This window comes from Comamonas sp. SY3, assembly GCF_041730275.1.
GTDB classification, from domain to species: Bacteria; Pseudomonadota; Gammaproteobacteria; order Burkholderiales; family Burkholderiaceae_C; genus Comamonas; species Comamonas sediminis.
The window spans coordinates 87,650-100,958 of the sequence record NZ_JBGTYN010000006.1; the positions used below are offsets into that span (position 1 = coordinate 87,650).

General features: G+C 66.7%; 13 protein-coding genes. 9 read left to right on the forward strand and 4 right to left on the reverse strand.

The window, feature by feature from the left end:
* Position 1: 1 nt before the first annotated feature.
* The 3 genes from ACCQ08_RS10075 to ACCQ08_RS10085 form a co-directional block, all read right to left on the reverse strand.
* Positions 2-970, reverse strand: a complete 969-nt coding sequence (locus tag ACCQ08_RS10075) for a FecR domain-containing protein (protein WP_373449710.1) — start codon at positions 968-970, stop codon at positions 2-4.
* Positions 967-1,482 (reverse strand): sigma-70 family RNA polymerase sigma factor, encoded by a 516-nt coding sequence (locus ACCQ08_RS10080; protein ID WP_373449711.1) that lies wholly within the window; start codon positions 1,480-1,482, stop codon positions 967-969. The genes ACCQ08_RS10075 and ACCQ08_RS10080 overlap by 4 nt, the downstream gene beginning before the upstream one ends.
* A 79-nt stretch (positions 1,483-1,561) precedes the next feature.
* Positions 1,562-1,918, reverse strand: coding sequence for a hypothetical protein (locus ACCQ08_RS10085; RefSeq protein WP_373449712.1), 357 nt, complete (start codon positions 1,916-1,918; stop codon positions 1,562-1,564).
* Here ACCQ08_RS10085 and ACCQ08_RS10090 point away from each other — a divergent pair.
* From ACCQ08_RS10090 to ACCQ08_RS10125, 8 genes are all read left to right on the forward strand, one after another.
* The gene (locus ACCQ08_RS10090) at positions 1,905-3,914 is read left to right on the forward strand and encodes an IPTL-CTERM sorting domain-containing protein (RefSeq protein WP_373449713.1); all 2,010 of its coding nucleotides are present in this window, start codon (positions 1,905-1,907) and stop codon (positions 3,912-3,914) included. The genes ACCQ08_RS10085 and ACCQ08_RS10090 overlap by 14 nt on opposite strands.
* A gap of 226 nt (positions 3,915-4,140) precedes the next feature.
* Positions 4,141-4,608 (forward strand): sigma-70 family RNA polymerase sigma factor, encoded by a 468-nt coding sequence (locus ACCQ08_RS10095; protein WP_373449714.1) that lies wholly within the window; start codon positions 4,141-4,143, stop codon positions 4,606-4,608.
* On the forward strand, positions 4,608-5,603 hold the full coding sequence (locus ACCQ08_RS10100) for a FecR family protein (protein ID WP_373449715.1): 996 nt from the start codon (positions 4,608-4,610) through the stop codon (positions 5,601-5,603). The genes ACCQ08_RS10095 and ACCQ08_RS10100 overlap by 1 nt, the downstream gene beginning before the upstream one ends.
* A 124-nt stretch (positions 5,604-5,727) precedes the next feature.
* Positions 5,728-8,316: a TonB-dependent siderophore receptor gene (locus tag ACCQ08_RS10105; RefSeq protein WP_373449716.1), complete on the forward strand. Its 2,589-nt coding sequence runs from the start codon at positions 5,728-5,730 to the stop codon at positions 8,314-8,316.
* Positions 8,317-9,957: a PepSY-associated TM helix domain-containing protein gene (locus ACCQ08_RS10110; RefSeq protein WP_373449717.1), complete on the forward strand. Its 1,641-nt coding sequence runs from the start codon at positions 8,317-8,319 to the stop codon at positions 9,955-9,957.
* Entirely contained in the window at positions 9,954-10,277 is a 324-nt protein-coding gene (locus tag ACCQ08_RS10115; RefSeq protein ID WP_239810874.1) for a hypothetical protein, read from the forward strand. Before ACCQ08_RS10110 ends, ACCQ08_RS10115 begins: the two co-directional genes overlap by 4 nt.
* Complete coding sequence (locus ACCQ08_RS10120; RefSeq protein ID WP_373449718.1) at positions 10,274-10,717, forward strand: DUF3325 domain-containing protein; 444 nt, start codon at positions 10,274-10,276, stop codon at positions 10,715-10,717. Before ACCQ08_RS10115 ends, ACCQ08_RS10120 begins: the two co-directional genes overlap by 4 nt.
* Positions 10,710-11,015 (forward strand): hypothetical protein, encoded by a 306-nt coding sequence (locus ACCQ08_RS10125; protein WP_239810872.1) that lies wholly within the window; start codon positions 10,710-10,712, stop codon positions 11,013-11,015. Before ACCQ08_RS10120 ends, ACCQ08_RS10125 begins: the two co-directional genes overlap by 8 nt.
* Positions 11,016-11,031: 16 nt before the next feature.
* Here ACCQ08_RS10125 and ACCQ08_RS10130 read toward each other — a convergent pair whose 3' ends face one another.
* Complete coding sequence (locus tag ACCQ08_RS10130; protein ID WP_373449719.1) at positions 11,032-11,970, reverse strand: LysR family transcriptional regulator; 939 nt, start codon at positions 11,968-11,970, stop codon at positions 11,032-11,034.
* 151 nt (positions 11,971-12,121) lie between these two features.
* Between ACCQ08_RS10130 and ACCQ08_RS10135 the strand changes: the two genes are divergently transcribed.
* Entirely contained in the window at positions 12,122-13,306 is a 1,185-nt protein-coding gene (locus tag ACCQ08_RS10135) for a CaiB/BaiF CoA transferase family protein (protein WP_369460468.1), read from the forward strand.
* Positions 13,307-13,309 lie beyond the last annotated feature (3 nt).

The following is a 13,309-nucleotide window of genomic DNA, read 5'->3' on the forward strand; positions in this document are numbered from 1 at the left end:
GTCAGACCTTCTCGCCAATGCGGATCAACGGCCCCCAGCGCTGGATCTGCAGCGGCAGCATCTGGCTGAGCGTGGTCAGCAGCGCATCCACATCCAGCCGGAAGATGCCAAACACCCGCAGCTCCGCCACCGCAGGGGCCACGCGGATATAGCCAGAAAAATAGGCCTGCAGCGCCTGGGCCACATCGGCCAGCGGCCAGTCATCGACGGCGAGCATGCCCTGCTGCCATGCGGCGCGCTGCACCGCATGGCCGCCCAGCGCCTGGAGCCGATGGGCAGTGAAACGCGCACCCTCCCCGGCATGCAGCAGCGTCTGCGCTGCCTCACGGGGCCGCAGGGTCAGCCCCTGGTCCAGCGCCACCATTTCCGTCCGGTCCGCATACAACCTGCCCATCACGCGGCCGGCATCGAGCAGTGCCACGCCATCGCGGGTGTGGATCTGCAACGGGGACGCGCCTGCAACGGCGCGCGTGGCGATCAGGGCCCCGGCCCGCAGCTGCAGCACGGTCACGCCGGCCGCATCGTGCACATCGACGGCGGAGCGGGCATCCAGCAACACGCTGGTGCCATCGGCCAGCATGAATTCACGGCGCTCACCGGTGCCGGTGCGCCAATCAGCCATCAGCTCGCCCAACGGCGCCAGCCGGTCTGCGACCAGTGCGGTGGCCACGCCGAGCCCGCTCAACGCCAGCGCGCCGCGCAGGACCCGGCGGCGGCGGGTCCGGACCAGCGCCTGCATGGCCGCCTGTGCATGCAGGCCCTGGGTATGGGCCTGCAGATGGCGGACGGCGGTCAGCGGTTCGGCCAATGCCGCGCGCACACGCTCCCATGCGGCCTGGTGCTGCGCGTCCTGCTGCAGCCAGCGCGCAAAAGCCTGGTGGTCGGCCGCGCTCATCGTTTCGGCCTCATGGCGCACCAGCCAGTCGACGGCGGCGTGCAGTGCGGGGCTGGGGAGTGGGGTGGCGCTCATGGCACGCTGCGTACGCATTGCAGCAGGGCCCGCCGCATATGGCGCTCGACAGTGGCCAGCGAGATGCCCATGTGCGCGGCAATGTCGGGGTAGCGCATGCCCTCCAGCCGCGACAGCAGAAATACCGTCTTGACCGGCAGCGGCAGCGCAGCCAGCGCCCGGTCGATCTGGCAGATGACCTCGACCAGCATCGCATGGCTTTCGGGGGACAGCGCCACCGCCTCGGGCAGATGGCGCAGCGTGTCCTCGTAAGCGGCTTCCAGATCCTGGCGCTGCCAGAGCTTGATGAGGATGCGTTTGGCCACCGTCGACAAAAAGGCACGCGGATGGTGGATATCGAGCGTCTCGCCTTCAGCCGCGCTCCCTTTTTCCGTCAACTGCAAAAAGGTTTCCGACGCCACATCCTCGGCCTCGCTGTGGCTGGATGCGCGCAGCATCAAGCGCCCGCGCAGCCATGCGTGGTGCTGGCGAAAGATGGTTTCCACCTCGGTGTGGAGCGGAGGCTGTGGCATGGGCAACCCGGTGAGGAACGCGAACAACCGCAAGATCATAATTGATAATGATTCTTCTTTCCCCAAAAAGGCAGTGCCTTCAGTGGCAGCTGGCACCACCGCCTCCCCGCACCTGCGCCCCGCGCTGCGGTGTGGCTGCGGTGTCGTTGCAGCCCACATCTTGAGCGCCGTCAATCGCTTCAACTGAAGCAAGTCTTTTCATAAAAAATGTCAACCATGCGCCCGCATGAAGATGTTTGACATTGCCCTGTTTTCGCTGCGATTTCGCCCTACTACGATGCATATCCATATTGAATAAATTTATTTCAAATAGGAATGCAATGAACGGCTTCAGAATATCGATGGCCCATTCTCTGGGCCTGGGATGTGCGGTCGCAGCACTTCTCAACCCCTTGGCGGTCCAGGCGCAAACGGTGCCGGTTGTGTCATGCAGCACGGACCCCGCCATATTCAATACCGGGATTGACGGCAGCAACGGCTACAGCATCAACAGCCCCAAGCTCCCGCTGGGGAGTCTGGATGCGCACTGGTCCATCGCCCCGGCACCTGGCGATATCACCACACCTGCCGCCGCTGCAGCGCTGAGCTATGCCCAAGGCCCGGTCGACCGCCCCGGTGCCGGCAATGGCGCCTGGGTGCAATCGCCGTTTGGCAACGCCCAGTGGATCGGGGTGCAGTATGGCCGAAGCTACTACGTCTACCAATACCGCTTCACGATGGATCCAGCCGTGGACCCGGACAGTTTCAACCTGAGTTTGAGTCTGTATGTGGACAACCAGGTCAAACGCGTTTTGGTGAACGACACCGTCTTCGATTACACCAACAATGGCGCCATTCTGGGCGTCGGTGGTTTCACGGCTGCAGGCAATGTGCCGGTTGTTCTCAATAATGGCTGGAAGACCGGCACCAACACCATCTACGTCGTCGTCGGCAACCAGGGAGACCCCTCGGGTCTGCTGGTGCAGTCGAGCGGCACCGCCTCTTGCTCGCCGCCGCTGTCGGTGGCCAAAAAAGCGGTCAATAGCGACGGCAGCGCCTACACCGGCCTGGCCAGCGCCAATAGCCCGGTGTTCTACGACATCACGGTGACCAATGCCAGCACGCGCGACGCCAGTGGCACCCGCCTGCGCGATACCCTGCCCGATGGCCTGCAGACAGCGGCCAGCACCTGGAGCTGCAGCCGCCCCGCGGGCAGCGCTGCCGTGTGCCCCGTGCCTGCGAGCGGCGTCTTTCCGCTCGATACCGTCCTGCCGGCCCTGCCGGCAGGCAGCGCACTGGTGTTCCGCGTCAACTCGCGCTACAGCAACCCGCTGCCCGCAGGCGCCACGGTCATCACCAACACCGCCACCATCGAGCCGCCTGCCACCAGCACCCTCAGCTGCGATGCCCGTGAAGGCTTTCCAACGCCTTGCAGCGCCTCGGCATCGGTGGCCACCAGCCCGCTGCTCAGTGTGACCAAGACGGTGGACGCCACCGGCCCGCTCTACCCGGGGCAAACGGCCACCTACACCGTGACGGTCAAGAACGAAGGAGCAGCCGAGCTGACCGGCGTTGCACTCAATGACACGTTGCCTGCCGGATTTGCGTCGGCCACCTGGAGCTGCCAGTCACCGGTCGGCAGCCTTGCGGTCTGCCCACAAGCCAGCGGCAGCCTCGCGGCAGGCGGTGTGCTGAGCCAGACCATCGCCAGCATGCGCGCCAACGCCAGCCTGGTCTACACCGTGGTCGCCACGGTGGGCAGCATCGCCACCCGCATGGACCAGGTCCTCAACACTGCCGGCGTGGCAGCCAGCAATGCCGAGTGGCTGTGCTACAACCCAACCAGCGCGCAGACCCAGGCCAAGCCCTGCAGCGCATCGGCAGCGGTGGATCTGTGGCCCAACGCCTTGCTGCAACTGAGCAAGACGGCGCAGGCAAGTGCTGCGGTGTATGCCGGCCAGCCGGTGAACTACACGATCACGGCACTCAATGCAGGCCAGGTGCCCGTCACCCAGGCCCATATCACCGACCCGCTGCCCGCCGGCCTGGACAACGCCAGCTGGACCTGTACCAGCAGCGGCGCCGCTCCTTGCGTGCCCGCCAGCGGCACCGGTGCAGTGGATGTGACGGTCGCATCGCTTGCCGCCGGTGACAGTGTCACGATCGAGCTGGCCACCACCGTCAGCGCGCAGCCCCCTGCCAGCCTGGTCAACACAGCCTCGTTGGCGGTGGGCGAAGCCAATGCGCAATGCACAGGCAACACCGCGCAGCCTTGCATCGCCTCCGCCACCGTTGCCACCACCAACCCGCCTGTGCCCCCACCACCCCCGCCTGTGCCCACCAGCGTGGAACCTGTTCCCAGCCTGCAGCAATGGAGCCTGGTACTGCTGACCTTGCTGACCGGCGGCCTCGGCGCCTGGCGCATGCGTTCGCGCGGCCAGCGCATCGGCTAAGCGCTTAACCGATGATCGGGGTGCGCAGGCGCAGCGCCCCCGCCTTCCCCCTTCTGGAACCTTTGGACCTGACCCACCACATCCTGGGTCGTCTTATTGGAAATGAGATTCATTTCTATTTTTTGATAAGATCGCGCCTTCGCTGCAAGCCAGCCCCTGTCCCGCACCATTGCCGGGCGCATTGTTGGGGCCCCTTTCTGCAGCCCCATGGCCAAGGTGTCCTCTCGTGCTTGCGAGCTATTACGCAGAACTGCTGAACTTCTTCTCCCGCTCGCTCAATGACCGGCAGGCGGCGGCCGATGTCGTGCAGGAAAGCTATGCCCGTGTTTTGGCACTGCAGGCGCGCGAAGTAGCCGTCAGAGACCTGCGGGCACTGCTGTTTCGCACCGGCAAGAACATCGTCATCGACGAAGCCCGGCGCCGCCAGGTCGATGCCCAGCTGCTGCAAACCCTGGCGCTGGTGGCGGCTGACGACGCCCCGTCCACCGAGCGCGTCATCGCCAGCCGCCAGCAGCTGGAGCTGCTGGTGCGCCGCCTCACTGCCATGCCGCGCAAGCGCCGCGAGGTGTTTGTACTGGTGCGCATCTATGGCTTCAGCCATGCCGAAGCGGCCGCGCACATGGACATCAGCATCGCCTCGGTGGAAAAGCATGTGGTGCGCGCCGTCTGCGACTGCATGGGGCTGGACACCTGATGGCAGCGGCCAGCACCGGGGCAGACCCCCACCGCAAACATCTGGAATACGCCTTGCTGCTGATCGCCCGCCAGCACGCGGGCGATGCCGCCACCGCCGAGACCGCCAGCCAGACCTTTGCACGCTGGCGGGCCCAGTCGGCCGAACACGAAGCCGCCGCCCAGCGCGCGCTGCAAGGTTGGGGCGCGACCGAAGCCCATGCGCTGCAAGCCGACTTTGCGCTGCCCGCCAGCCAGGCCGAGCGCAGCCGCCAGCAGCGCCGCCGCAGCCTGTCGCTGCTGGGCACGGCGGGGCTGGTCAGCCTGCTGGGCCTGGGTGGGCGTTGGTACTGGCAGCAGCCGCTGGCACGCATGGCGCTGCATACCGGCCATGGCCAGATGCTGGCCCAGAACCTGCCCGATGGCTCGCACCTGGATCTGGCGCCCTCCACGTCCGTAGAGGCCGTGCTGTACCGCGACCGCCGCGTGCTGCAGCTGGCGCGCGGCGAGATACGCCTGGATGTGGTGCACGATGCCCAGCGCCCCTTGGAAGTGCAAACACCGCTGGGCAGGGTGCAGGTGCTGGGCACCGTGTTCTCGGTGGCACTGCGCCCATCCGGCCTGCAGGTCAGCGTGGCCCAGGGCCGCGTTGCCGTCTGGGGCCTGGACAGCGATGCCAGCCAGGCCGCCGATGTGGTGCTGGCCGCCGGCGAGGCCGCGCGCCTGGATGCGCAAGGCGCGCTGCACACCAGCAGCGTCAACCGCCAGGATGTGGGCGCCTGGCGCGATGGCTGGCTGGTGTTTGACCACACGCCGCTGCCGGAGGTACTGAGCCGCTGGAACGACTACCTGGAGCGCCCGCTGCAGCTCGATACTGCCGGCGGCCTGCAGTCGCTGCACCTGACCGGCAGCTTCAAGCTGCGCGACCCGGCCATCTTTGTCGCCAGCCTGCCGCGCTCGCTGCCCGTGCGGGTGGAGCGCCTGCCCGATGGCAGCAGCCTGATTCGCCGCCGCTAGTCGGGTTGCCGTGCGCGTGGATGAACAGCGCCAAACAGCCTGCCACCCACCTCTCTCGAAATTTTTGTCCGGTATATCGCCGCTGCTACGTCTTCACTGGGACAACACCCTAGAAAGCATACGCATGTCCCGAGATCTGCCACTTCCCTGCAGCCCGTCCCGCCGCTCCGCAGCGCCGGCCACTGCCCAACGCCGCCAGCCTGTCATCGCGCTGGCCTGCAGCCTGGCCTGTGCCGGCTCGCTGGCCCTGCTTGCCTTGCCCGGCCCGGTGCATGCGCAGCCGGCAGCCGCCCAGACGGCCATGGCAGCCACCCAGAGCCTGAACATGCGAGCGCAGCCGCTGGGCCAGGCACTCAATGCACTGGCACGCACCTGGGGCGTGGCCATTTCGGTGGATGCCGCCCTGGTGCAAGGACGCCAGGCACCAGCGCTGCAAGGCAGCCTCAGCCTGCAAGCGGCGCTGGCCCAGGTGCTGGCCGGCAGCGATCTGGAGGCCATGCCCGCCGGCGCGGCCATCACCGTGCAGCGGCGCAGCATCGCTTCCCACACCTTGCAGGAGGTGCTGGTTACCGCCCAGGCCGAGCGCACGGAGGCCACCGAAGGCAGTGGCTCCTACACCAGCAGGCGCGTGTCGCTGGGCAAGGGCCAGGATGTGCGCGAGACACCGCAGTCCATCACCGTGATGACCCACCAGCTGATCGAGGACCAGGCACTGAGCACGGTTGGTGAGGTGATGCAGCAGGCCACCGGCGTGACGGTGGACTACGCCGGTGCCGGCGGCCTGGGCGGTCAGGCCACGCGTTTTCTCTCGCGTGGCTTTGAGATTGGCAATGTGCAGATCGATGGCGCCAGCGTCGATGCCTTCAGCCAGCAGCTGTTTGACCCCAACCTGGCGATGTACGACAGCGTGCAGATCGTGCGCGGCGCCAATGGCCTGTTCAGCGGCAATGGCGAGCCCGGTGGCGCCATCAACCTGGTGCGCAAGCGTCCCACAGCCCAGCGCCAGATCCAGGCCTCGGCCAGCCTGGGCAGCTGGAACCGCAAGCAGCTGGAGCTGGATGTGGCCGGCCCCTTGAACAGCGATGGCAGCGTGCGCGGCCGTGCGGTGCTGGCCCATACCGACAAGGATTTTTTCTACCGCAGTGCCGATTCCAAGAACAGCCTGCTCTACGGCATTGTCGAAGCCGATCTCAGCCGCGACACCAAGCTCAGCTTGGGCGCCAGCTACGACAAGCTCAGTGCCACACCCTGGCGCGAAGGCATTCCGCGCGCCCCCAATGGCGATGATCTGCACCTGCCGCGCAACACCGCACTGATGGCCGGCTGGAGCCACTACGACAAAAGCGCCAAGGAGCTGTTTGCCCAGCTCTACCAGCAGCTGGCTGGCGGCTGGAAAGCCAAGGCTCAGCTCAATTACCAGAAGGTGGACAGCGACAGCCGCCTGGCCAGCCTGAGTGGCGCCGTCGATCCCGCTACCGGCCTGGGCGCAAGCTGGACCGGCTTCTCCAATGACTTCCGCTCGGACAAGAAGAGCGTGGACCTGAATATCAGCGGCCCCTTCTCGCTGCTGGGCCGCAGCCACCAGCTGCTGCTGGGCGCCGACTGGGCCAAGATCCGCGATGACCAGGACACCTACTACTCCGAGATGGAGACGGACGAGTCGCTCACCAATGTCTATGGCTTTGATCCCGACAAGATTCCGCATGCGGTCAGCGAGCGCAAGAGCCGCAGCTACCCCGGCTATGGCGCCACGCAAAAAGGCCTGTATGGCCGCGTCAACCTGAGCCTGACCGACAAGCTCACCGCCATCGTAGGCGGGCGCTATGCCAGCTACTCCAACGTCACGCCCTACTTCAACTACAACGCCGATGGCTCGCTGCGCTCCAGCGGCAAAATCTACTACCAGGAAAGCGGCATCCTCACGCCCTATGCCGGCCTGGTCTATGACCTGGACAACCGCTGGACGGCGTATGGCAGCGTCTCCGAGATCCACAAATCCCAGGCCAGCAGCCTGCAAGGCCCGCTGCCGGGCACGCCGCTCGATCCCATCAAGGGGCGCAACTTCGAGCTGGGTGTCAAGGGCGAGCTGGCCGGCGGCAAGCTCAACACCGCCTTTGCGCTCTACCGCATCGAGCGCACCGGCGAGGCCGCGCGCGACCCGCGCTACCCCGACACCGATGTGGGCGATCTGGGTCTGAGCTGCTGCTACATCGCCCAGGGCAAGATCGTCAGCCAGGGGGTGGACATGGAGATCTCGGGCCAGCTGGCGCGCGGCTGGCAGCTGTTTGCCGGCTATACCTACAACCACAACCGCAACAAGAGTGATGCCGAGCAGCTGGTCTACAGCACCATCACCCCCAAGCACCTGCTCAAGCTCTGGAGCAGCTACCAGCTGCCCGGCGACTTCTCGCGCTGGACGGTGGGCAGTGGCGTGACCGTGCAAAGCACCACCTATGCCAGCGGCACCGCCTACCCTTACAACCCGGCCACCGGCAAGTTCGACAGCGAAGGCGTGCCCTACAAGTTCACCCAGGCCGGCTACGCGGTCTGGAACGCCAGCCTGCAGTACCGCATCGACCGCCACTGGTCGGCCACGTTCAACCTGAACAACCTGTTCGACAAGACCTACTACAAGACCGTGGGGAGCTCGGGCAGCGGCAACTGGTATGGCGAGCCCCGCAGCGTCAAGCTGACCTTGCGCGGCAGCTTCTAAATGCCCGGTACCGTCCCCGGTACGGCGCGCCAGCCAGGTTGGCGCCAGACCATGTCCTGGCTGCACACCTGGGGTGGCCTGGTCTGCGGCTGGCTGCTCTGCGCCATCTTTGTGACCGGCACCTTGAGCGTGTTCCGCGAGCCCATCACGCGCTGGATGCAGGCAGCGCCTGCCAACGGGCCACCTGGCGCCGCGCTGGGCTTGCAGGACCGGCTGCAGGCCCTGCACACGGCTGAGGACTATCTGCAGCAAAGGGCGCCGCAAGCCCGGCAGTGGCAGATCGATCTGCCGGCCCGCGCGGGCGATGCCCTGCAGCTGTCTGCACGCGGGCCGGACGGCGTGCTGCAGGCTGCACTCGACCCGGCCAGCGGCGCACCCCAGGCGCTGCCACCCATCCGCCAGACCGAAGGTGGTCGGCACTTCATGTCCTTCCACTACTCGCTGCAAGGCGGCCTGGCGGGCTTTTGGGTGGTGGGTGTGGTGTCCATGGGCATGATGGCGGCGCTGGTCTCGGGCCTCATCGTGCACCGGCGCATTTTTCAGGATTTTTTCTGCTTTCGCCCCGGCAAGGGCCAGCGCTCCTGGCTGGATGCGCACAACGCCTCGGCCGTGCTGACCCTGCCCTTTCTGTTCATGATCGTCTACACCGGGCTGGCCTACTTCTACACCAGCTACATGCCGCATGCGCTGCAGTCGCTCTATGGCGAAGACCGCCAGGCCTACAGCCGCTACCAAACCGATCTGAACGCGGGCACACAGGCCGCGCGCCCGGATCTGCCACCAGCCGGCCCCCAGCTGGCCCAGCAGCTGCAACTGGCGCAGTCGCTGCTGCGCCAGCCAGTGGCATCCATTGCGTTGCAGCACCCGCCGCAAGGCCCGGCCAGCCACCGCTTTACGGCACAGCTGGCGGATAGCGCCGATTCCAGGCGCATGCATAACCTTGCCGAGCATGTCAGCATCGCTGCCGACACCGGTGAGGTGCTGCAGGCGCCGCCTCGGTCCGAGCCAGCCGCCAGCGCCCGCGATGTGCACCGGGTCATCGAGGCGCTGCACATGGCCCGCTTTGGCGGCTGGACCATGAAATGGCTGTACTTTGTCTGCGGGCTGGCCGGCACCGCCATGGTGGCTACAGGCCTGCTGCTGTTTGCCAGCAAACGCCGAACCCGCAGCGACCATGGCTGGGGCCGGGCCACACCTGCCGTCTACCGCTGCATCGATGCGCTGAACATCGCAGCGCTGGCCGGCACCTCGCTGGCCTCCATCGGCTACCTCTACGGCAACCGCCTGCTGCCACTGGCCATCGAGGCCCGGGCCAGTGCCGAGATACGGCTGTTTTTTGCGCTGTGGGCTCTGAGCCTCTTGCATGCGCTGCTGCGCCCCGCGCGCTCGGCCTGGCAGGAGCAGCTCTGCGCCCTGGCTTTGCTGTGCATGGCCCTGCCGCTGCTCAACGCCGCCACCACGGGCCAGCACCTGCTGCTCTACCTGGCCCAGGCCGATGGCCTACGCGCCGGGGTGGAGCTGACCAGCATCGCGCTGGGCCTGCTCGCCGCCTGGGGCGCCTGGCGCCACCGGCTTTCAACACACACCACGCCCCCCACCCGCGCCGCCCGGCCCGGGCCCCGCCAAGGAGCACGCGCATGAACGCCCCTGCCAAAGTGGTCACTGCTCCACAGCCCTGGCGTCATGCCATGCGGCTGGGCTTGCGCATCAGCCTGGCGGCTGGTGGTGGCTACCTGCTCACCGGCCTGGGCTGCGCAGTGCTGGCGCAAGCCCTGGTGCTGGCGGGCCTGCTCGCGCCGGCGCATGCGGTACTGCTCAGCACCCTGCTGGGTTTTGTGCTGTACACCGGGCTGCTGCTGTGGGCCTTTCATGTGCAGCGACTGGCCCGGCTGGCGCTGCAGTTTGCCGCTGCCGCGCTGCTGCTGGCCAGCTTGCGCGCGCTGCTGGAGTGCTGCGGATGAACGCCTTCAGCCACCTCACCCAGATCAGCACCATCGCCTTGCCGCTGGCACTGTGCCTGCCAGCCATGCTGCTGCTGAGCCAGGCCATGGACCGCCACTGCGAACAGATCCTGCGCCGGGGCGAACCTGGCGGCCCCTTGCGCTGGGCCTTGCGCCTGGCGGCATGCCTGCTGTTGGCCCTGGCGCTGCAGCGCTGCATGGCGGCCTCGGGCGCAGCAGTGGGTGCGGTCGCCTGGCTGGGCTGGCTCAGCGTGGCGGCGTGGTGCCTGGTGCTGATCTTGAGCTATGCGCCCCGGCGCGGCACGGCAGCAGCACTGCTGGCCTGCTGCGCGGTGCTGCTGTGTGGTAGCTGGGCGGATCAGCAACTGGGCATTGACACAAATTGCCACACTTCGACAAACCGCCTCCAAACTGGCATGCCAGCATGCGCCCATGAATGATGACCACGCACCCCGCAAGGCAGCGCCGGCCCTGCCTGCTGCCCACTGGTTCAAGCGCAGCCGCCATGTGCGCATACGGCCCACGCCGGCCCGGCTGCGGGTGCTGGAGGCCATCGTCCAGCTCGGCCGCTCGCGGGTCAAGTGCGCCGATATCTCCTCCCACCTGGCCCTGAGCGGCGCGCCCCTGCCAGCGGCCACCATCTACTGCGTGGCCAAGGAGATGGCCCAGGCCGGCCTGCTGATGCGCGACCGCGAAGATGGCGGTTTGACGGTCTACAGCCTGGCGGCGGGCATCTAGAAACACCGCGCCAAGATCACAGCCTGGCGCCTGCCATCTCCGTGCCCAGGCGCCAGCCCGGCGCCATCTTCTGGATCGACGAGACCAGCAACTCGATCAGCGCCAGGGTGGCCGCCGAAGGCTGTCGGTTGGGCGCGCGCACCACATAGAGCGCATCGCCCACGCCCTTGACGCCAAAAGCATCCAGCACCTGCACCAGGCTGCGCCGGGCCATGGCCTCACGCACCGCGTAGTAGGGCAGCAGCACCACACCCAGGTCCGCCATCGCAGCGTTGAACAGGAACTGGTAGTCGCCCGACTGGATCGACGGCGTGCTCTGCACCAGTTCATGCACACCATCGCTATGCCGCCAAAACTCCAGCCGGTGGTGGATGTTGAGGGGCGCCAGCAGCCGGGCGTGCTTGATGTCCTGCGGGGTTTGCAGCGCCAGGCCCAGGGTCTGCAGATAGGCCGGGGTAGCAAACAGCCCCCATTCGATGCCGCAGACGCGGGTGGCGACATGGTCTTCCAGCGGCGCCGAGGTGATGTGGATCGCCAGGTCCACCTTGGAGGCCACCAGGTCATGGATCTGGTCGTTGATCACCAGGCGCAGCAGCAGATCGGGATGCGCCTGGCAGAAGTCGAGGATCAGCGGCTTGAGATGGAAATGCCCCAGGCCGGTGGGAATGCGCACGCGGATCTCGCCGCTGATGGTCTGGTGGATCTGGTCGATCTGCAGCTGGGCGCTTTGCAGCGCATTGAGGGCCTGCAGGCATTGGCCATGCAGGATGCGGCCGGCCTGGGTCAACTCCATATGCCGGGTGGTACGGCGCAGCAGCTGCGCGCCAAACTGCTTTTCCAGCAGCGCCAGCCGGCGCGACACATTCGAGCGCGTCACGCCTGAGCGCTGGGCCGCATCGCTCAGGTTGCGCGACTCGGCAATCGCCACAAACAAACGCACCAGGTTCAGGTCCATGGCCGGCATCCCCTTTTGATTGTTGATTTTGAATCACCACTGATGGCTGTGCTTTGGCAGTTCCCAAAGCGGCTTCGCGTTTTTAACATGGGTCTCACAACAAACGTCCGGGCGGGTGTCGCCTAGCCCGGGCCATGCAAGGAGACAATACGTGACGCCAGAGTCAACACTGGGGTTTACCCCGCTCGCCGGTTTCAAGGTCCTGGATTTGAGCCAGGGCGTGGCCGGCCCCTACTGCGCCCAGCTGCTCGCCCACCAGGGCGCCGAGGTCATCAAGGTCGAACCTGCCCAGGGCGACTGGGGCCGCCATGTGGGCGTGGCCCGCAATGGCCACAGCACCTTGTCCAGCACCTACAACGCCGGCAAGCAAAGCCTGGCGGTCGATGCGAAGCACCCCGACGGCAAGGCGCTGATCCTGCAGCTGGCGCGTGATGCCGATGTGGTGGTGCAGAACTTTCGCCCGCAGGTAGTGGAGCGCCTGGGCCTGGACTTTGCCGCGCTGCAGGCGCTGGGGCTGGAGCCGGTCTATGTGTCGATCAGCGGCTATGGCGCGGACGGCCCTTTTGCCGACAACCCGGCGACTGACTCGGTGATGCAGGCCGACACCGGCCTGATGAACAGCAACCGCGATGCCCAAGGCGCGCCGCAGCGCATCGGCTTCTTGCTGGCAGACATTGCCACCGGTGTTTATGCCGCGCAGGCCTGCACCGCTGCGCTGCTGCAGCGCCTGAAGACGGGCAAGGGCCAGCATGTGGAGCTGAACCTGTTCAACGTCTGCTGCGCGCTGCAATCGACGGCACTGTCTGAAGAGGTGCTGGGCGGCCAGACCGTCAAGGCGGCCGTCAGCGCGCCCAATGGCATCTTTGATGCGGCCGATGGCCGTTTGACGATTCTGGCGCTGAACAACGAGCAGTTTCTGCGCATCGGCAAGGCGCTGGACCTGACCAGCTGGGACAGCGACCCGCGCTTTGCCAGCAATGCGCTGCGGCTGCAGCACAAGGCGCAGCTGCATGCCGACCTGGCCCTTGCCGTGGCAGACCGATCGCTGGCCGAGCTGCGCGCGCTGTTCCACCAGCACAGCGTGCTGCATGCGGTGGTGCATGGCGCAGCCGACGTGGTGCAGCACCCGCAGGCCCGGCACCTGGGCACGTTCAAGACCGTGCAGCAGCCCGGCTTTGGCGAGGTGCTGATGGCCGCCACCCCCTGGCCAGCCAAGCCCGAAGCACCGCTGCCAGCGCCGCGCATTGGTGCCGACAGCCAGCAGATTCTGCGCAGCCTGGGCCTGGCACCGGACGAGATCGACGCACTGGCGGCCCGTCAGGTCGTAGGCCTGTGAACG